26 protein-coding genes are annotated in these 16,445 nt (G+C 66.0%); 25 read left to right on the top strand and 1 reads right to left on the bottom strand.

Annotated features, from left to right (window positions below; genetic code table 11):
- Positions 1-40: 40 nt before the first annotated feature.
- Positions 41-2,671 carry a peptidoglycan recognition protein family protein gene (locus IE257_RS20405; protein ID WP_189970616.1) on the bottom strand — a complete coding sequence of 877 codons (2,631 nt, stop codon included), beginning with the start codon at positions 2,669-2,671 and terminating at the stop codon, positions 41-43.
- Positions 2,672-2,860: 189 nt separating this feature from the next.
- Here IE257_RS20405 and IE257_RS20400 point away from each other — a divergent pair, with 189 nt between their 5' ends.
- The 25 genes from IE257_RS20400 (at position 2,861) to map (ending at position 16,308) form a co-directional block, all read left to right on the top strand.
- Positions 2,861-3,115, top strand: a complete 255-nt coding sequence (locus IE257_RS20400) for a hypothetical protein (RefSeq protein WP_189970614.1) — start codon at positions 2,861-2,863, stop codon at positions 3,113-3,115.
- A 426-nt stretch (positions 3,116-3,541) separates the two neighbouring features.
- Entirely contained in the window at positions 3,542-3,850 is a 309-nt protein-coding gene (gene rpsJ, locus IE257_RS20395; protein WP_003948644.1) for a 30S ribosomal protein S10, read from the top strand.
- A 14-nt stretch (positions 3,851-3,864) separates the two neighbouring features.
- Positions 3,865-4,509, top strand: a complete 645-nt coding sequence (rplC, locus tag IE257_RS20390) for a 50S ribosomal protein L3 (protein ID WP_007265899.1) — start codon at positions 3,865-3,867, stop codon at positions 4,507-4,509.
- Between the two features lie 4 nt (positions 4,510-4,513).
- Positions 4,514-5,164, top strand: coding sequence for a 50S ribosomal protein L4 (gene rplD, locus IE257_RS20385; protein ID WP_031146574.1), 651 nt, complete (start codon positions 4,514-4,516; stop codon positions 5,162-5,164).
- On the top strand, positions 5,164-5,487 hold the full coding sequence (rplW, locus tag IE257_RS20380; RefSeq protein WP_030154694.1) for a 50S ribosomal protein L23: 324 nt from the start codon (positions 5,164-5,166) through the stop codon (positions 5,485-5,487). The genes rplD and rplW overlap by 1 nt, the downstream gene beginning before the upstream one ends.
- 39 nt (positions 5,488-5,526) lie before the next feature.
- A complete protein-coding gene (gene rplB / locus IE257_RS20375) occupies positions 5,527-6,363 on the top strand; it encodes a 50S ribosomal protein L2 (protein WP_008739715.1) in 837 nt (278 codons plus the stop codon).
- 12 nt (positions 6,364-6,375) lie between these two features.
- Complete coding sequence (rpsS, locus tag IE257_RS20370; RefSeq protein WP_008739713.1) at positions 6,376-6,657, top strand: 30S ribosomal protein S19; 282 nt, start codon at positions 6,376-6,378, stop codon at positions 6,655-6,657.
- Positions 6,658-6,700: 43 nt separating this feature from the next.
- Positions 6,701-7,048 (top strand): 50S ribosomal protein L22, encoded by a 348-nt coding sequence (gene rplV, locus IE257_RS20365; protein WP_007265904.1) that lies wholly within the window; start codon positions 6,701-6,703, stop codon positions 7,046-7,048.
- Entirely contained in the window at positions 7,048-7,890 is an 843-nt protein-coding gene (gene rpsC / locus IE257_RS20360) for a 30S ribosomal protein S3 (RefSeq protein WP_008739710.1), read from the top strand. Before rplV ends, rpsC begins: the two co-directional genes overlap by 1 nt.
- Positions 7,891-7,895: 5 nt before the next feature.
- Positions 7,896-8,315 (top strand): 50S ribosomal protein L16, encoded by a 420-nt coding sequence (rplP, locus tag IE257_RS20355; protein ID WP_008739704.1) that lies wholly within the window; start codon positions 7,896-7,898, stop codon positions 8,313-8,315.
- The gene (gene rpmC, locus IE257_RS20350; RefSeq protein WP_008739703.1) at positions 8,315-8,539 is read left to right on the top strand and encodes a 50S ribosomal protein L29; all 225 of its coding nucleotides are present in this window, start codon (positions 8,315-8,317) and stop codon (positions 8,537-8,539) included. The genes rplP and rpmC overlap by 1 nt, the downstream gene beginning before the upstream one ends.
- A complete protein-coding gene (gene rpsQ, locus IE257_RS20345) occupies positions 8,539-8,820 on the top strand; it encodes a 30S ribosomal protein S17 (protein WP_030026328.1) in 282 nt (93 codons plus the stop codon). The genes rpmC and rpsQ overlap by 1 nt, the downstream gene beginning before the upstream one ends.
- A 105-nt stretch (positions 8,821-8,925) precedes the next feature.
- Positions 8,926-9,294, top strand: a complete 369-nt coding sequence (gene rplN, locus IE257_RS20340) for a 50S ribosomal protein L14 (RefSeq protein WP_008739701.1) — start codon at positions 8,926-8,928, stop codon at positions 9,292-9,294.
- 2 nt (positions 9,295-9,296) lie between these two features.
- Positions 9,297-9,608 carry a 50S ribosomal protein L24 gene (gene rplX, locus IE257_RS20335; protein ID WP_030008468.1) on the top strand — a complete coding sequence of 104 codons (312 nt, stop codon included), beginning with the start codon at positions 9,297-9,299 and terminating at the stop codon, positions 9,606-9,608.
- Positions 9,608-10,159 (top strand): 50S ribosomal protein L5, encoded by a 552-nt coding sequence (gene rplE, locus IE257_RS20330; RefSeq protein ID WP_030388859.1) that lies wholly within the window; start codon positions 9,608-9,610, stop codon positions 10,157-10,159. Before rplX ends, rplE begins: the two co-directional genes overlap by 1 nt.
- A 5-nt stretch (positions 10,160-10,164) precedes the next feature.
- Positions 10,165-10,350 carry a type Z 30S ribosomal protein S14 gene (locus tag IE257_RS20325; protein ID WP_003956452.1) on the top strand — a complete coding sequence of 62 codons (186 nt, stop codon included), beginning with the start codon at positions 10,165-10,167 and terminating at the stop codon, positions 10,348-10,350.
- 222 nt (positions 10,351-10,572) lie between these two features.
- The gene (rpsH, locus tag IE257_RS20320) at positions 10,573-10,971 is read left to right on the top strand and encodes a 30S ribosomal protein S8 (RefSeq protein ID WP_008739698.1); all 399 of its coding nucleotides are present in this window, start codon (positions 10,573-10,575) and stop codon (positions 10,969-10,971) included.
- Positions 10,972-10,991: 20 nt separating this feature from the next.
- Entirely contained in the window at positions 10,992-11,531 is a 540-nt protein-coding gene (gene rplF / locus IE257_RS20315; protein ID WP_030388858.1) for a 50S ribosomal protein L6, read from the top strand.
- A 2-nt stretch (positions 11,532-11,533) separates the two neighbouring features.
- Positions 11,534-11,917 carry a 50S ribosomal protein L18 gene (gene rplR, locus IE257_RS20310; RefSeq protein ID WP_189970613.1) on the top strand — a complete coding sequence of 128 codons (384 nt, stop codon included), beginning with the start codon at positions 11,534-11,536 and terminating at the stop codon, positions 11,915-11,917.
- Between the two features lie 45 nt (positions 11,918-11,962).
- A complete protein-coding gene (gene rpsE / locus IE257_RS20305; protein ID WP_073912880.1) occupies positions 11,963-12,565 on the top strand; it encodes a 30S ribosomal protein S5 in 603 nt (200 codons plus the stop codon).
- Positions 12,565-12,747 (top strand): 50S ribosomal protein L30, encoded by a 183-nt coding sequence (rpmD, locus tag IE257_RS20300; RefSeq protein WP_053682614.1) that lies wholly within the window; start codon positions 12,565-12,567, stop codon positions 12,745-12,747. The genes rpsE and rpmD overlap by 1 nt, the downstream gene beginning before the upstream one ends.
- A gap of 1 nt (position 12,748) precedes the next feature.
- Positions 12,749-13,204, top strand: a complete 456-nt coding sequence (gene rplO, locus IE257_RS20295) for a 50S ribosomal protein L15 (protein WP_030008473.1) — start codon at positions 12,749-12,751, stop codon at positions 13,202-13,204.
- A gap of 187 nt (positions 13,205-13,391) precedes the next feature.
- Positions 13,392-14,705, top strand: a complete 1,314-nt coding sequence (gene secY, locus IE257_RS20290) for a preprotein translocase subunit SecY (RefSeq protein WP_189970611.1) — start codon at positions 13,392-13,394, stop codon at positions 14,703-14,705.
- On the top strand, positions 14,705-15,352 hold the full coding sequence (locus IE257_RS20285) for an adenylate kinase (RefSeq protein WP_189970609.1): 648 nt from the start codon (positions 14,705-14,707) through the stop codon (positions 15,350-15,352). The genes secY and IE257_RS20285 overlap by 1 nt, the downstream gene beginning before the upstream one ends.
- A 104-nt stretch (positions 15,353-15,456) precedes the next feature.
- Positions 15,457-16,308 carry a type I methionyl aminopeptidase gene (gene map / locus IE257_RS20280; protein WP_109778530.1) on the top strand — a complete coding sequence of 284 codons (852 nt, stop codon included), beginning with the start codon at positions 15,457-15,459 and terminating at the stop codon, positions 16,306-16,308.
- Positions 16,309-16,445: the final 137 nt, after the last annotated feature.

The raw sequence follows: 16,445 nt of genomic DNA, 5'->3' as shown, positions 1-16,445 counted from the left end.
GATGGGGCCGGGATCCACCCGTTCTTCGTCTGCGCCGGTACTACTTGGTGAAGTAGCCGGTGATGTCGGCGATGAGGTCGACGGTGCCGGAGTGGTTGTAGAAGCTGACCTTGCCGTCGACGACGGGGACGATCACCAGGTTGGGGATGGTCTGGCCGGCGGTGAAGTTCAGGTTCGAGGCGCTGGAGCGGGTGGTGCCGCTGGGGTAGACGGACACGAAGCTGGACTGCGTCGGGTTGGTGGCGGTGACGTTGAGGACGACCGCCTTGACGCCGGTGGCGGGGATGCCTTCGACGCCCGCGACCTGGAGGGTGACCGAGGTGCCGCCGGCGACCTTCGCCTGCGGGGTGCCCAGGCCCTCACGGGTGTCCATCAGCCGGGTCGGGCCGATGTTGGTGTGCGTGGCGCCCGAGGTGCTGTCCGAGAAGTAGCCGGTGATGTCGGCGATGAGGTCGACGGTGCCGGAGTGGTTGTAGAAGCTGACCTTGCCGTCGACGACGGGGACGATCACCAGGTTGGGGATGGTCTGGCCGGCGGTGAAGTTCAGGTTCGAGGCGCTGGAGCGGGTGGTGCCGCTGGGGTAGACGGACACGAAGCTGGACTGCGTCGGGTTGGTGGCGGTGACGTTGAGGACGACCGCCTTGACGCCGGTGGCGGGGATGCCTTCGACGCCTGCCACCTGGAGGGTGACCGAGGTGCCGCCGGCGACCTTCGCCTGCGGGGTGCCCAGGCCCTCACGGGTGTCCATCAGCCGGGTCGGACCCACGTTGGTGAGCGTGGCGCCCTCACCGCTCGACGTGAAGTAGCCGGTGACGTCCGCGATGAGGTGGACCGCCCCCGAGTGGTTGTAGAAGCTGACCTTGCCGTCGACCACGGGCACCACCACCAGGTTGGGGATGGTCTGGCCGGCGGTGAAGTTCAGGTTCGACGCGCTGGAACGGGTCGCACCGGCCGGGTACACCGACACGAAGCTGGACTGCGTCGGCTCCGTCGCGGTCACGTTCAGTACGGCCGCGGTCACCCCGCTCGCCGGGATGCCGGTGGCACCGCCCGCGACCTGGAGGGTGACCGAGGTGCCGCCGGCGACCTTCGCCTGCGGGGTGCCCAGGCCCTCACGGGTGTCCATCAGGCGCTTGGGGGCGACCGGGACGAACTTGATGTCCTTGACCTCCGCGACCACGGTGACCGGCAGGCTCGTGGACACCTTGCCGTTGGTCGCGGTCGCCCGGATCTGGAGCTGGTGGCTGCCGGAGGCCAGCGAGGTCGACATCGTACGGGCGGTGCCCGCGGCGGTCGCGACCGACTTGTCGTCGACCAGCAGCTCGAACTTGCTCACGAGAGCACCGGCCGTGCTGGTGTCGAAGCCGACGGAGACGGGACCGGGGGTCTGGAAGGAGGAGTCGGGCCGGGCCGGTTCCCCGTTCACGTTGGTGACGTTCAGCGCGGCCGGGGGACCGGACTTGCGGAGCGCCTCCAGCTGCGGGTAGAGCGAGTTGCCCGGGCACTGGGTGTTGAAGCCGTCCCGGTGGCCCGAGAGCGTCTTGAACTCGTACGCCTGCTTCTCGGTGAAGCTCTTGCCGAAGAAGTTGGTCTGGGTGGCGCCCGCGGTCAGCGTCGTCGTGCCGTTCATGTCGCCGTCGTACTGGCCGAGCTTGTAGGCCGCGACCTTCGAGATGGCTTCGAGCGCGGCCGGCGAGGCCCCGGCGCTCGTGTAGTCACCGAGGACGGAGACGCTCGTCGACTCGGAGTTCCAGCCGTAGGAGTGCGCGCCCATCACGGGCTGGTCGACACCGCCCTGGCGACCCTCGAAGATCGTGCCGCACTTGTCGGTGAGGAAGTTGTAGCCGAGGTCCCGCCACTTGTTCTCCATCACGTGGTACACGTGCAGGCCGCGGACGATGGCCGCGGACTCGGAGCACTCGTACGGCGCGGAGGCCGCGGTGTGGTGGACGAAGACCGCCTTGATCCTCCCTCCGGGGAGGTAGATCGGGCCCTCGTTGTTCAGGCTCTCGTCCGCACCCCACTGGACGCGCGAGACGATCTCGGGCTTCGGCGCCGTGGAGGCCGGTCCCGGGGTCGTCGGCGGCTGGGCGGGCGTCGGCGGAACGGGGTCCTCCGCCGGGGCGGCGAAGGCCGCCGGCTCGGCCTTGAGGTCGCCGGGCTTCTTGGCGTCGCCGGCGGAACCCGGGTCCACGAGCGCCAGCTCCATCCCGGAGGGGAGCGCGGCCGCGCCACCGCCCACCCGGACCTCGGCGCCGTCCGAGAGACCGACCCAGACCGGCTCGGTGGCGCCGCGCATACCCGGGCGCTTGCCGTCGAGGTTCGCCTTGGCCTGCTCCAGGGTGATCCACTGCGACCACTTGCCGGTCTTCGCGTTGCGGGTGCGGGCCTCGACGGACCCCTTCACCTCGGCCGCCGGGTCGGTCCAGGTGACGCCCAGGAGGCCGAAGGGCTTCGTGTCCTGCTGTGCGAGGACGGCCTTGCCGGTCCCCTTGGGCTTCAGCGCGAGCTTGTGGACCTTGCCCGCCACCGGTCCCCGTACCTTGCCGGGGGTGCTGTAGCGCCGTAGTTCGTCGTCGTCCAGGGAGTCCGTGCCGAATCCGTTGGCCGCCCCCTGGAAGCCGAGTACTGCCACGACACCGAGCGCGGCGGCCAGAGCCGTCCCGCGCACGCGACCTAGTCTCAAGTTGTCTCCCCAACCCCTCGTGTGAACTTGCCAGGTGACAGGCCTGGTCGGGCGGATGCTACTGCCACCTATCGCCCCGTCGGCGGGCGGGGTCGGTCGGCTCCCTGCAAGGGAAACGAGAGGCTCCGGGAGAAGCGCACACGGAACGACGCGGGGCGGGGACATTCGGACCCGGTGACGGGCTGCACCCGCTTCGATCCGGCCGAGGGCGAGCCGGTCGGTGACGTCGTGAAGGTGCGCGGCGGCATGCGCGTGCAGAAAGGGGATCCCGGGGAGGTGCTCGTGGTGACGGACCACGCCTTCGTGCACCCGCTGACGAAGGGGGGCACCAGCGTGCGGCGCACCATCGTGCGCCGGCAGATCACCCTGGCGCTGCTCGACCCGACCGGGGGAGGGGCCCCTCCGGGTGATGGGCGTGGTGCGGTTTGACCACTCAGCGTGGCGGGGTATTCTCTTCCGCCCGATTGGCCAGGTACGTGCCTCGTATGGCAGACTACTCAAGTTGCTCGGCTGAGTGCCGATGCTGCGCGCCTCCCGCCGGGAGGACCGGAAGCGAGTCCCACAGTACTCGTCGTCCTTAATCTGCCTCTCGGGGCAGCAATGGGGGCGGACGTACGGGAATCTTCTGGGAAGTGTCAGCACGGTGCCCACCAGGCACTCGGTGGGTGTTTCTCCCCCGAATCGCGGTCACAGGGACCGCACCCCCTTGGACGAGGGAATTTCCGTATGGGAATTTTCTGTAGAGGGAGTGCGACACGCCCGACCGCGTGGGTCGGAGGAGAAGCCGCGGGATCCGTCCCGCAGCCAACCGGGAGCCAGAGCGTTTCCACATACAGACAGGACTACGGAGTAGCCATGGCGGGACAGAAGATCCGCATCCGGCTCAAGGCCTACGACCACGAGGTCATCGATTCCTCGGCGAAGAAGATCGTCGAGACGGTGACGCGCACTGGTGCGTCGGTCGCGGGCCCGGTGCCGCTGCCCACTGAGAAGAACGTGTACTGCGTCATCAAGTCGCCGCACAAGTACAAGGACTCGCGCGAGCACTTCGAGATGCGCACGCACAAGCGCCTGATCGACATCCTCGACCCGACTCCCAAGACCGTTGACTCGCTGATGCGCCTGGACCTTCCGGCCGGCGTTGACATCGAGATCAAGCTCTGAGAGGCGTCGAGAAGATGGCAAAGCAGATCAAGGGCGTCCTGGGCGAGAAGCTCGGCATGACCCAGGTCTGGGACGAGAACAACCGTGTCGTCCCGGTGACCGTGGTCAAGGCCGGACCCTGCGTCGTTACCCAGGTCCGTACGAACGACATCGACGGCTACGAGTCGGTCCAGATCGCCTTCGGCGAGATCGACCCGCGCAAGGTGAACAAGCCCCTCAAGGGCCACTTCGCCAAGGCCGACGTGACCCCCCGCCGCCACCTGGTGGAGCTCCGCACCTCCGACGCCAGCGAGTACACGCTCGGCCAGGAGATCACTGCTGAGGTGTTCGAGTCCGGCGTCAAGGTTGACGTCACGGGCAACAGCAAGGGCAAGGGCTTCGCCGGTGTCATGAAGCGGCACAACTTCCGGGGCCTCGGCGCCGGTCACGGTGTGCAGCGCAAGCACCGCTCCCCCGGTTCGATCGGTGGCTGTGCCACCCCTGGGCGTGTCTTCAAGGGCATGCGCATGGCCGGTCGCATGGGTAACGAGCGTGTCACCACCCAGAACCTGACCATCCACGCGGTTGACGCGGAGAAGGGTCTGCTCCTCATCAAGGGTGCAGTCCCCGGTCCGAACGGCGGCCTCGTCCTGGTCCGTACCGCGGCCAAGGGGGCTTGAGGTAATGAGCACCATTGACATCCTTTCGCCGGCAGGCGACAAGGCCGGTACCGTCGAGCTCCCCGCGGAGATCTTCGACGCGAAGACCAGCGTTCCGCTGATCCACCAGGTCGTTGTCGCTCAGCTGGCTGCTGCCCGTCAGGGCACGCACAAGACCAAGCGTCGTGGCGAAGTCCGTGGTGGTGGCCGCAAGCCGTACCGCCAGAAGGGCACCGGCCGCGCGCGCCAGGGTTCGACCCGTGCGCCGCAGTTCGTCGGCGGTGGCGTGGTCCACGGCCCGCAGCCGCGTGACTACTCCCAGCGGACCCCGAAGAAGATGAAGGCCGCCGCCCTCCGCGGTGCCCTCTCGGACCGTGCGCGTCACTCCCGCATCCACGTCGTCACCGGCGTGGTCGAGGGTGCCGCCTCCACGAAGGCCGCCAAGACGCTGTTCGGCAAGATCTCGGAGCGCAAGAACCTGCTCCTGGTCGTCGACCGCGCCGACGAGGCCGCGTGGCTGTCCGCCCGCAACCTGCCCCAGGTTCACATCCTGGAGCCGGGCCAGCTGAACACGTACGACGTGATCGTCTCTGACGACGTGGTCTTCACTCAGGCCGCTTTCGAGTCCTTCGTGTCTGGCCCCAAGGCCGATGAGACCGAAGGGAGCGACGCCTGATGTCTGAGGCGACCGTTACCAGCAAGACCTTCACTGACCCGCGCGACCTGCTGATCAAGCCGGTTGTCTCGGAGAAGAGCTACGCGCTGCTGGACGAGAACAAGTACACGTTCATCGTCGCGCCCGGCTCCAACAAGACCCAGATCAAGCAGGCCGTGGAAGCGGTCTTCGGGGTCAAGGTCACCGGGGTCAACACGATCAACCGTCAGGGTAAGCGCAAGCGCACCAAGACCGGTTTCGGCAAGCGCGCTGACACCAAGCGCGCCATCGTGACCCTCGCTGAGGGCGACCGAATCGACATCTTCGGCGGCCAGGCCTCCTAACGGAGGTCTAGTCGTCCGGAATCGGACGAGGACTGAGAAATGGGTATCCGCAAGTACAAGCCGACGACCCCGGGCCGTCGTGGCTCCAGCGTCGCCGACTTTGTCGAGATCACGCGGTCCACGCCGGAGAAGTCGCTGGTTCGCCCCCTGCACAGCAAGGGCGGCCGTAACAACACCGGTCGGATCACCGTTCGCCACCAGGGTGGTGGACACAAGCGCGCCTACCGCGTGATCGACTTCCGTCGTCACGACAAGGACGGCGTGCCGGCCAAGGTCGCGCACATCGAGTACGACCCCAACCGCACTGCGCGCATCGCGCTCCTGCACTACGCGGACGGCGAGAAGCGCTACATCATCGCGCCGAAGGCTCTGAAGCAGGGCGACCGGATTGAGAACGGCCCCACGGCCGACATCAAGCCCGGTAACAACCTGGCCCTCCGCAACATCCCGGTCGGTACCACGATCCACGCGATCGAGCTCCGTCCCGGTGGTGGCGCCAAGTTCGCCCGTTCCGCGGGTGCCTCCGTGCAGCTGCTGGCGAAGGAGGGCACGATGGCCCACCTTCGTATGCCTTCCGGTGAGATCCGCCTGGTCGACGCGCGCTGCCGCGCCACCGTCGGCGAGGTCGGCAACGCCGAGCAGTCGAACATCAACTGGGGCAAGGCCGGCCGTATGCGCTGGAAGGGCGTTCGCCCGTCCGTCCGCGGTGTCGCGATGAACCCGGTTGACCACCCGCACGGTGGTGGTGAGGGCAAGACCAGTGGTGGTCGCCACCCGGTCTCCCCGTGGGGTCAGAAGGAGGGTCGTACTCGCTCGCCGAAGAAGGCTTCGAGCAAGTACATCGTCCGCCGCCGCAAGACGAACAAGAAGCGCTAGGAGCGGGTTTAGATGCCGCGCAGTCTCAAGAAGGGGCCCTTCGTCGACGACCACCTCGTAAAGAAGGTGGACGTCCAGAACGAAGCCGGCACCAAGAACGTCATCAAGACCTGGTCCCGTCGCTCGATGATCATCCCCAGCATGCTGGGTCACACCATCGCGGTGCACAACGGCAAGACCCACGTCCCGGTGTTCGTCACCGAGTCGATGGTCGGCCACAAGCTCGGCGAGTTCTCGCCGACTCGCACCTTCCGCGGCCACGTCAAGGACGACCGGAAGTCGAAGCGCCGCTAAAGGCGGGGTGGTTATGACTATGACTTACACCGAAGGGACAACCATGGAAGCCAGGGCCCAGGCGCGGTACATCCGCGTCACGCCCATGAAGGCCCGCCGAGTGGTGGACCTTATCCGTGGCATGGATGCCACGGAGGCTCAGGCGGTCCTGCGTTTCGCCCCGCAGGCCGCGAGCGTGCCGGTTGGCAAGGTGCTTGACAGCGCCATCGCCAACGCCGCACACAACTACAACCACCCGGACGCCTCCACGCTGGTCATCAGCGAGGCGTACGTGGACGAGGGCCCGACCCTGAAGCGGTTCCGTCCGCGTGCGCAGGGCCGTGCCTACCGGATCCGCAAGCGGACCAGCCACATCACCGTGGTCGTCAGCAGCAAGGAAGGTTCCCGGTAATGGGCCAGAAGGTAAACCCGCACGGGTTCCGGCTCGGCATCACCACCGACTTCAAGTCGCGTTGGTACGCCGACAAGCTGTACAAGGACTACGTCAAGGAAGACGTCGCCATCCGTCGGATGATGACGTCCGGCATGGAGCGCGCCGGCATCTCGAAGGTTGAGATCGAGCGCACCCGTGACCGCGTGCGTGTGGACATCCACACCGCTCGTCCGGGCATCGTCATCGGCCGCCGTGGCGCCGAGGCCGACCGCATCCGCGGTGACCTCGAGAAGCTCACGGGCAAGCAGGTCCAGCTGAACATCCTCGAGGTCAAGAACCCCGAGCTGGATGCACAGCTGGTTGCCCAGGCCGTTGCCGAGCAGCTCTCCTCCCGCGTCTCCTTCCGTCGCGCCATGCGTAAGAGCATGCAGGGCACGATGAAGGCCGGCGCCAAGGGCATCAAGATCCAGTGTGGCGGTCGTCTCGGCGGCGCCGAGATGTCCCGCTCCGAGTTCTACCGCGAGGGTCGTGTGCCGCTGCACACGCTGCGCGCGAACGTGGACTACGGCTTCTTCGAGGCCAAGACCACCTTCGGCCGTATCGGTGTGAAGGTCTGGATCTACAAGGGCGACGTCAAGAACATCGCCGAGGTTCGCGCCGAGAACGCTGCAGCCCGTGCGGGTAACCGCCCGGCCCGTGGCGCGCAGGGCGCTGGCGACCGTCCCGCCGGCCGTGGTGGCCGTGGTGGCGAGCGCGGCGGCCGTGGTGGCCGCAAGCCGCAGCAGGCTGCTGGTGCCGAGGCCCCCAAGGCCGACGCTCCCGCCGCCGCTCCGGCCGAGAGCACCGGAACGGAGGCCTGACCGACATGCTGATCCCTCGTAGGGTCAAGCACCGCAAGCAGCACCACCCGAAGCGCAGCGGTATGGCCAAGGGCGGTACTGAGGTCACGTTCGGCGAGTACGGCATCCAGGCGCTGACCCCGGCTTACGTGACGAACCGCCAGATCGAGGCGGCTCGTATTGCGATGACCCGCCACATCAAGCGTGGCGGCAAGGTCTGGATCAACATCTACCCGGACCGCCCGCTGACGAAGAAGCCGGCCGAAACCCGCATGGGTTCCGGTAAGGGTTCTCCCGAGTGGTGGATCGCCAACGTGCACCCGGGCCGGGTCATGTTCGAGCTGTCCTACCCGAACGAGAAGATTGCTCGTGAGGCGCTCACCCGCGCTGCTCACAAGCTTCCGATGAAGTGCCGGATTGTTCGGCGCGAGGCAGGTGAGTCGTGATGGCGACGGGAACCAAGGCGTCCGAGCTGCGTGAGCTCGGCAACGAGGAGCTCGTTGGCAAGCTGCGCGAGGCCAAGGAGGAGCTGTTCAAGCTCCGCTTCCAGGCGGCCACGGGCCAGCTGGAGAACAACGGCCGGCTCAAGTCCGTCCGTAAGGACATCGCTCGCATCTACACCCTGATGCACGAGCGTGAGCTCGGTATCGAGACGGTGGAGAGCGCCTGATGAGCGAGAAGAACGTGACTGAGACGAACGAGCGCGGTTTCCGCAAGACCCGTGAGGGTCTCGTCGTCAGCGACAAGATGGACAAGACCGTCGTCGTCGCCGTCGAGGACCGCGTGAAGCACGCGCTGTACGGCAAGGTCATCCGCCGTACGAACAAGCTCAAGGCGCACGACGAGCAGAACGCTGCCGGCGTCGGCGACCGCGTCCTCATCATGGAGACGCGTCCGCTGTCGGCGAGCAAGCGCTGGCGCATCGTCGAGATCCTCGAGAAGGCCAAGTAATTATCTGAGGGGTTTCCCTCAGATTCGTTCCGCCAGGCTCGGTGGGGGCGACGCTCTCCGGAGTGAAGCCCCCGCCGGGAACCGGCAGACAAACAGGAGATACACGTGATCCAGCAGGAGTCGCGACTGCGTATCGCCGACAACACTGGTGCAAAGGAGATCCTTTGCATCCGTGTTCTCGGTGGTTCCGGTCGCCGCTACGCGGGCATCGGTGACGTCATCGTCGCCACCGTCAAGGACGCGATCCCCGGTGGCAACGTGAAGAAGGGTGACGTCGTCAAGGCGGTCATCGTTCGCACCGTCAAGGAGCGTCGCCGCCAGGACGGCTCGTACATCCGCTTCGACGAGAACGCCGCCGTCATTCTGAAGAACGACGGCGACCCTCGCGGCACCCGTATCTTCGGCCCGGTGGGCCGTGAGCTGCGCGAGAAGAAGTTCATGAAGATCATCTCGCTCGCGCCGGAGGTGCTGTAAGCATGAAGATCAAGAAGGGCGACCTGGTTCAGGTCATCACCGGTAAGGACAAGGGCAAGCAGGGCAAGGTCATCGTCGCCTTCCCCGCCGACAACCGCGTCCTGGTCGAGGGTGTCAACCGGGTCAAGAAGCACACCAAGGCTGCGCAGAACCAGGCCGGTGGCATTGTGATCACCGAGGCCCCGGTCCACGTCAGCAACGTTCAGCTGGTTGTGGAGAAGGACGGCAAGAAGGTCGTCACCCGCGTCGGCTACCGCTTCGACGACGAGGGCAACAAGATCCGCGTTGCCAAGCGGACGGGTGAGGACATCTGATGGCTACCACTCCGCGTCTCAAGACGAAGTACCGCGAGGACATCGCGGGCAAGCTGCGTGAGGAGTTCTCCTACGAGAACGTCATGCAGATTCCCGGCCTCGTGAAGATCGTGGTCAACATGGGTGTGGGCGACGCCGCCCGCGACTCCAAGCTGATCGACGGCGCCATCAAGGACCTGACGACGATCACCGGTCAGAAGCCGGCCGTCACGAAGGCCCGCAAGTCCATCGCGCAGTTCAAGCTGCGCGAGGGTCAGCCGATCGGCTGCCACGTCACCCTCCGCGGTGACCGCATGTGGGAGTTCCTGGACCGTACGCTGTCGCTCGCGCTGCCGCGTATCCGTGACTTCCGCGGTCTGTCGCCGAAGCAGTTCGACGGCCGTGGCAACTACACCTTCGGTCTCACGGAGCAGGTCATGTTCCACGAGATCGACCAGGACAAGATCGACCGTACCCGGGGTATGGACATCACCGTGGTCACCACGGCGACCAACGACGACGAGGGCCGTGCCCTCCTTCGTCACCTCGGCTTCCCCTTCAAGGAGGCGTAAGCGAGATGGCGAAGAAGGCTCTCATCGCGAAGGCTGCCCGTAAGCCCAAGTTCGGTGTGCGTGCGTACACCCGCTGCCAGCGCTGCGGTCGCCCCCACTCCGTGTACCGCAAGTTCGGCCTGTGCCGCGTGTGCCTTCGTGAGATGGCTCACCGTGGCGAGCTGCCGGGCGTGACCAAGAGCTCCTGGTAATTCCCTTCCGTCCGTAAGGACTTGGGAAGTTCCAGAGACTCTCGGTAAGCATCTGGTCGGTGGGTGCCCAGCACCGCATGCCGTAGGCTTGTGGGGTTGGGCGTCCACCGCCCTATCGACTTACTACGCCGTAGGTCCCCGCACCGCACCCGTCCCGCCACTGAGTGGGGAGAGGGATGGCGCATACAGGAAACCCCGGCGAGAGAGGCCGAAGGCCACTTCATGACCATGACTGACCCGATCGCAGACATGCTGACCCGTCTGCGTAACGCTAACTCGGCGTACCACGACTCTGTCGTGATGCCGCACAGCAAGATCAAGTCGCACATCGCAGAGATCCTCAAGCAGGAGGGTTTCATCACCGGCTGGAAGGTCGAGGACGCCGAGGTCGGCAAGAACCTCGTCCTCGAGCTGAAGTTCGGGCCGAACCGTGAGCGCTCCATCGCGGGCATCAAGCGGATCTCGAAGCCCGGTCTGCGCGTGTACGCGAAGTCCACCAACCTGCCGAAGGTGCTCGGCGGCCTGGGCGTGGCGATCATCTCCACGTCGCACGGTCTGCTCACCGGCCAGCAGGCAGGCAAGAAGGGCGTAGGTGGGGAAGTCCTCGCCTACGTCTGGTAGTCGGGAACGGAGGAAAAGCAATGTCGCGAATCGGCAAGCTCCCCATCCAGGTTCCCGCCGGTGTGGACGTCACCATCGATGGCAGCACGGTTGCGGTGAAGGGTCCCAAGGGTTCCCTCTCCCACACCGTCAAGGCTCCCATCGCCGTTGTTAAGGGCGAGGACGGCGTTCTGAACGTCACCCGTCCGAACGACGAGCGTCAGAACAAGGCCCTGCACGGCCTGTCCCGCACGCTGGTGGCGAACATGATCACCGGTGTGACCACGGGATACGTCAAGGCTCTCGAGATCAGCGGTGTCGGTTACCGTGTCCTGGCGAAGGGCTCCAACCTGGAGTTCCAGCTGGGTTACAGCCACCCGATCCTGGTGGAGGCGCCCGAGGGCATCTCCTTCAAGGTCGAGTCGCCGACCAAGTTCTCGGTCGAGGGCATCGACAAGCAGAAGGTCGGCGAGGTCGCCGCCAACATCCGCAAGCTGCGGAAGCCCGACCCGTACAAGGCCAAGGGTGTCAAGTACGCCGGCGAAGTCATCCGCCGCAAGGTCGGAAAGGCTGGTAAGTAGCCATGGCATACGGTGTGAAGATCGCCAAGGGCGACGCGTACAAGCGCGCTGCCAAGGCACGCCGCCACATCCGCATCCGCAAGAACGTCTCGGGTACGGCGGAGCGTCCGCGCCTCGTCGTGACGCGTTCCAACCGCAACATCGTTGCTCAGGTCATCGACGACCTCCAGGGTCACACCCTGGCGTCGGCGTCGACCCTGGACGCTTCGATCCGCGGTGTGGAAGGCGACAAGAGCGCCCACGCCCAGGCCGTCGGCGCGCTTGTCGCCGAGCGGGCCAAGGCTGCGGGTGTCGAGACCGTCGTGTTCGACCGCGGTGGCAACCGATACGCCGGGCGCATTGCCGCTCTGGCTGACGCCGCCCGCGAAGCCGGGCTGAAGTTCTAAGCCCCGGTTCCGGGACTCACGGACGTAACAGAGAGAGGTAATCCAATGGCTGGACCCCAGCGCCGCGGAAGCGGTGCCGGTGGCGGCGAGCGGCGGGACCGGAAGGGTCGCGACGGTGGCCCTGCCGCCGAGAAGACCGCTTACGTTGAGCGCGTTGTCGCGATCAACCGCGTCGCCAAGGTTGTCAAGGGTGGTCGCCGCTTCAGCTTCACCGCGCTGGTCGTGGTGGGCGACGGTGACGGCACTGTAGGTGTCGGTTACGGCAAGGCCAAGGAAGTTCCCGCGGCCATCGCCAAGGGTGTCGAGGAAGCCAAGAAGTCCTTCTTCAAGGTTCCGCGCATCCAGGGCACGATCCCTCACCCGATCACGGGCGAGCGTGCCGCGGGCGTCGTGCTCCTGAAGCCGGCTTCCCCCGGTACCGGTGTTATCGCCGGTGGCCCGGTGCGTGCCGTTCTGGAGTGCGCCGGCGTACACGACATCCTGTCGAAGTCGCTCGGCTCTTCGAACGCGATCAACATCGTGCACGCGACCGTGGCGGCCCTCAAGGGCCTGCAGCGTCCCGAGGAGATCGCGGCTCGCCGTGGTCTGCCCCTCGAGGACGTCGCCCCCGCGGCTCTGCTTCGTGCACGTGCTGGGGCGGGTGCGTAATGGCTCGCCTCAAGATCACGCAGACGAAGTCGTACATCGGCAGCAAGCAGAACCACCGCGACACTCTGCGTTCGCTCGGGCTCAAGCGCCTGAACGACGTGGTCGTCAAGGAGGACCGCCCCGAGTTCCGCGGAATGGTGCAGACCGTCCGCCACCTCGTGACGGTTGAGGAGGTTGACTAACATGGCTGAGAACAGCCCGCTGAAGGCCCACAACCTCCGTCCCGCCCCCGGCGCCAAGACCGCGAAGACCCGTGTCGGTCGTGGTGAGGCGTCGAAGGGTAAGACGGCCGGTCGTGGTACGAAGGGCCAGAAGGCCCGTTACCAGATCCCGCAGCGCTTCGAGGGCGGGCAGATGCCCCTCCACATGCGCCTGCCGAAGCTCAAGGGCTTCAAGAACCCGTTCCGCACCGAGTTCCAGGTCGTGAACCTGGACAAGCTCGGCGCTCTCTACCCCGAGGGTGGAGAAGTCACGGTGGCCGACCTGGTCGCCAAGGGCGCGGTTCGCAAGAACAGCCTCGTCAAGGTCCTGGGCCAGGGCGAGATCTCCGTGGCGCTGCAGGTGTCGGTTGACGCCGTCTCCGCCTCCGCCAAGGAGAAGATTGCCGCTGCCGGCGGCACCGTCACCGAGCTCGTCTAAGACGATTTCAGTGGCTGAATAGCTCGAAACCCGACCGGGGATGCCTCACATATGGGGCATCCCCGGTCGGTCGTTCCGCGGAAGGCACACTCGCCGGTAAGGTGGCGTGCACCTTTGCTTTGTCGTATACGTCGATCCCTCAGACCGTCACCTCTGACGCAGTAGCGCGGGGGTCGCAGGAGGCACCGTGCTCACCGCGTTCGCCCGGGCGTTCAAGACGCCCGACCTGCGCAAGAAGCTGCTCTTCACGCTCGGCATCATCGTGCTGTTCCGGCTCGGGTCCCACATCCCGGTACCCGGCGTGAGCTACAAGAACGTTCAGATCTGTGTCGAACAGGCGGGCAGCAGCAATGGGCTGTTCGGTCTGGTCAACATGTTCAGCGGCGGTGCGCTGCTGCAGATCACGATCTTCGCGCTCGGCATCATGCCCTACATCACGGCGAGCATCATTCTGCAGCTGCTGACCGTGGTCATCCCGAAGCTGGAGACCCTCAAAAAAGAGGGACAGTCCGGCACGGCGAAGATCACTCAGTACACGCGCTATCTGACGGTCGCGCTCGCGATCCTGCAGGGCACGGGCCTCGTCGCCACGGCCCGCACCGGTGCCCTGTTCCAGGGCTGCCAGGTCGCCAGCCAGATCGTCCCCGACCGGTCGATCTTCACCACGGTCGTCATGGTGGTCACCATGACCGCCGGTACCTGCGTCGTCATGTGGCTCGGTGAGCTCATCACCGACCGCGGCATCGGCAACGGCATGTCGATCCTCATGTTCATCTCGATCGCCGCCGGCTTCATCGGCGCCCTCTGGCAGATCAAGCTCCAGGGCAAGATCGCCGACGGCTGGGTCGAGTTCGGCGTCGTCATGCTCGTCGGCCTCGCGATGGTCGGCCTGGTGGTCTTCGTCGAGCAGGCGCAGCGCCGGATCCCGGTCCAGTACGCGAAGCGCATGATCGGCCGCCGTGCGTACGGCGGTACGTCCACCTACATCCCGCTCAAGGTGAACCAGGCGGGCATCATCCCCGTCATCTTCGCCTCGTCGCTGCTCTACATCCCGGCGCTGGTCGTGCAGTTCAGCGGTTCCACCGCGGGCTGGGCCACCTGGATCCAGAAGCACTTCGTCAAGGGCGACCACCCGTACTACATCGCGGTGTACTTCCTCCTGATCGTCTTCTTCGCGTTCTTCTACGTGGCGATCTCGTTCAACCCCGAGGAAGTTGCAGACAACATGAAGAAGTATGGTGGGTTCATCCCGGGCATCCGCGCCGGTCGACCCACCGCCGAGTACCTCAGCTACGTACTCAACCGGATCACCTGGCCGGGGTCGCTGTACCTGGGTCTCATCGCTCTTGTGCCGACGATGGCGTTGGCCGGCTTCGGAGCGAACCAGAACTTCCCGTTCGGCGGGACGAGCATCCTGATCATCGTGGGTGTGGGTCTGGAAACCGTGAAGCAGATCGAGAGCCAGCTCCAGCAGCGTAATTACGAAGGGTTCCTCCGCTGATGCGAATCGTCCTCGTTGGACCGCCCGGTGCGGGCAAGGGAACGCAGGCCGCGTTCCTTGCCAAGAACCTGTCGATCCCGCACATCTCCACGGGCGACCTGTTCCGGGCCAACATCAGCCAGGGCACCGAGCTGGGCAAGCAGGCGAAGGCGTTCATGGACGCCGGCGACCTGGTCCCCGACGAGGTGACCATCGGGATGGCGAAGGACCGTATGGAGCAGCCGGACGCCGTGAACGGCTTCCTGCTCGACGGATTCCCGCGCAACGTCTCCCAGGCCGAGGCCCTCGACGTGATGCTCCAGGCCGAGGGCATGAAGCTCGACGCCGTCCTCGACCTGGAGGTCGAGGAGGACGAGGTCGTCAAGCGGATCGCCGGCCGGCGGATCTGCCGCAACGACTCCTCGCACGTCTTCCACGTGACGTACGCCCCGGCGAAGACCGCGGGTGTCTGCGACACCTGCGGCGGCGAGCTCTACCAGCGCGGTGACGACTCCGAGGCCACGGTCCGCAACCGGCTCGAGGTCTACCACACGCAGACCGAGCCGATCATCGACTACTACAAGGCCCAGGGCCTGCTGGTGACCATCCCGGCCCTCGGTGAGGTCGCGGACGTCACGAAGCGCGCGATGGACGCCCTCAAGAAGTAGTAGCCCTCTGTTGTGCAGGTACGGCCGCGGTGTCCCCAGGACATCGCGGCCGTACTGTTGAAAAGACCCGAACAACGCAGATCCGAAGGTGGAAGGCACTTCCCATGGTCCAGATCAAGACCCCCGAGCAGATCGCGAAGATGCGCGAGGCAGGGCTGGTCGTCGCCGCGATCCACGCTGCGACCCGTGAGGCGGCCGTGCCGGGCGCCACGACGCGGGATCTGGACATGGTGGCCCGCAAGGTCATCGCGGACGCCGGTGCCAAGTCGAACTTCCTCGGCTACGGCGGCTTCCCCGCGACGATCTGCACCTCGGTGAACGAGGTCGTCGTCCACGGCATCCCGGACGACAAGACCGTCCTCAAGGACGGCGACATCATCTCGATCGACGCCGGTGCGATCGTGGACGGCTGGCACGGCGACGCCGCGTACACCGCCTTCGTCGGCACGGGGCACGCCCCTGAGCTCGTGGAGCTGTCCCGGGTGACCGAGGAGTCCATGTGGGCCGGTATCGCCGCCATGAAGCTCGGCAACCGCCTCGTCGACATCTCGAAGGCGATCGAGACGTACATCAAGCGCCAGCCCCGCCCCACCACCGGTGAGCACAGCCTCGGCAAGTTCGGGATCATCGAGGACTACGGCGGCCACGGCATCGGGTCCGAGATGCACATGGACCCGCACCTGCTGAACTACGTCTCGCGCAAGCGGGGCAAGGGGATCAAGCTGGTTCCGGGCCTCTGCCTGGCGATCGAGCCCATGGTCTCCCTGGGAACCGCCCAGACGGAGGTCCTTTCGGACGACTGGACGGTCATCACGACGGACGGCACCTGGTCCTCGCACTGGGAGCACTCCATCGCGCTGACGGAGGCCGGGCCCATCGTCCTGACCAGCCCGGACTGCGGCAAGGCGAAGCTGGCGGAGTACGGAGTCACCACGGCTCCGGACCCCCTCGGTTAATGATCTAGACTCTGGGGCAAACTTTCCGGATTCGTCTTTCCGGGTGCCCTGTCGTAGACTGACTCGTCGGCTCTCGTGCACTCCCATGCCTGCATGGCGCACGAGGCCGATCAAGGTAGCCGATTCGAAAGGCGAAG

Source organism: Streptomyces avidinii, from assembly GCF_014650695.1.
GTDB lineage: Bacteria > Actinomycetota > Actinomycetes > Streptomycetales > Streptomycetaceae > Streptomyces > Streptomyces avidinii.
This window is presented reverse-complemented; position numbering and strand designations above follow the sequence as displayed.

Coding starts and splice junctions, on each gene's coding strand:
- rplV (WP_007265904.1), top strand. CDS start 6,701: ATGGAAGCCAGGGCCCAGGCGCGGTACATCCGCGTCACGCCCATGAAG.
- rplP (WP_008739704.1), top strand. CDS start 7,896: ATGCTGATCCCTCGTAGGGTCAAGCACCGCAAGCAGCACCACCCGAAG.
- rpsC (WP_008739710.1), top strand. CDS start 7,048: ATGGGCCAGAAGGTAAACCCGCACGGGTTCCGGCTCGGCATCACCACC.
- rpmD (WP_053682614.1), top strand. CDS start 12,565: ATGGCTCGCCTCAAGATCACGCAGACGAAGTCGTACATCGGCAGCAAG.
- rplB (WP_008739715.1), top strand. CDS start 5,527: ATGGGTATCCGCAAGTACAAGCCGACGACCCCGGGCCGTCGTGGCTCC.
- rplF (WP_030388858.1), top strand. CDS start 10,992: ATGTCGCGAATCGGCAAGCTCCCCATCCAGGTTCCCGCCGGTGTGGAC.
- IE257_RS20325 (WP_003956452.1), top strand. CDS start 10,165: ATGGCGAAGAAGGCTCTCATCGCGAAGGCTGCCCGTAAGCCCAAGTTC.
- rplW (WP_030154694.1), top strand. CDS start 5,164: ATGTCTGAGGCGACCGTTACCAGCAAGACCTTCACTGACCCGCGCGAC.
- rplR (WP_189970613.1), top strand. CDS start 11,534: ATGGCATACGGTGTGAAGATCGCCAAGGGCGACGCGTACAAGCGCGCT.
- rpsQ (WP_030026328.1), top strand. CDS start 8,539: ATGAGCGAGAAGAACGTGACTGAGACGAACGAGCGCGGTTTCCGCAAG.
- IE257_RS20285 (WP_189970609.1), top strand. CDS start 14,705: ATGCGAATCGTCCTCGTTGGACCGCCCGGTGCGGGCAAGGGAACGCAG.
- map (WP_109778530.1), top strand. CDS start 15,457: ATGGTCCAGATCAAGACCCCCGAGCAGATCGCGAAGATGCGCGAGGCA.
- rplE (WP_030388859.1), top strand. CDS start 9,608: ATGGCTACCACTCCGCGTCTCAAGACGAAGTACCGCGAGGACATCGCG.
- rplD (WP_031146574.1), top strand. CDS start 4,514: ATGAGCACCATTGACATCCTTTCGCCGGCAGGCGACAAGGCCGGTACC.
- rpsE (WP_073912880.1), top strand. CDS start 11,963: ATGGCTGGACCCCAGCGCCGCGGAAGCGGTGCCGGTGGCGGCGAGCGG.
- rplC (WP_007265899.1), top strand. CDS start 3,865: ATGGCAAAGCAGATCAAGGGCGTCCTGGGCGAGAAGCTCGGCATGACC.
- rpmC (WP_008739703.1), top strand. CDS start 8,315: ATGGCGACGGGAACCAAGGCGTCCGAGCTGCGTGAGCTCGGCAACGAG.
- rpsJ (WP_003948644.1), top strand. CDS start 3,542: ATGGCGGGACAGAAGATCCGCATCCGGCTCAAGGCCTACGACCACGAG.
- rplO (WP_030008473.1), top strand. CDS start 12,749: ATGGCTGAGAACAGCCCGCTGAAGGCCCACAACCTCCGTCCCGCCCCC.
- rpsS (WP_008739713.1), top strand. CDS start 6,376: ATGCCGCGCAGTCTCAAGAAGGGGCCCTTCGTCGACGACCACCTCGTA.
- rpsH (WP_008739698.1), top strand. CDS start 10,573: ATGACCATGACTGACCCGATCGCAGACATGCTGACCCGTCTGCGTAAC.
- rplX (WP_030008468.1), top strand. CDS start 9,297: ATGAAGATCAAGAAGGGCGACCTGGTTCAGGTCATCACCGGTAAGGAC.